This window comes from Klebsiella sp. HN106 (genome assembly GCF_051209435.1).
Lineage (GTDB): Bacteria > Pseudomonadota > Gammaproteobacteria > Enterobacterales > Enterobacteriaceae > Klebsiella > Klebsiella oxytoca.
On record NZ_JBLURD010000254.1, the window covers coordinates 1 to 289 of the forward strand.

Consider the following 289-nt stretch of genomic DNA (forward strand, 5'->3'; position numbering starts at 1 on the left):
TTTTTCGTATTTCGAATCCGCAGTGGAGAACGCGGCGCCACGGAAAGTATGCATCGTGGACAGGCCACCGGTCTGCGTATCGCGACTGGTCGGCAGCGCAGCGGTCTGCTTCAGCTGACCGAAGGTCGAGACTTCCAGAGGCTTCTCGCTGGCATTCTGCACGCTGTAACCCACGTTCACCGCATAGCCACCGCGCTTCAGGGTGAAGGTTTTGGTGAAGACGTTGCCGGCTTTGTCAGTGTAGGTCAGCGGGATAACGAGCTCATCCTGGCCATCGGCCAGCACAAAC

1 protein-coding gene is annotated in these 289 nt (G+C 58.5%); it reads right to left on the reverse strand.

The features are described from left to right. Positions 1-289 (reverse strand): membrane protein insertase YidC (yidC, locus tag ACSIPU_RS31145; RefSeq protein ID WP_435322565.1); only part of this gene is annotated, 289 nt, incomplete at both ends.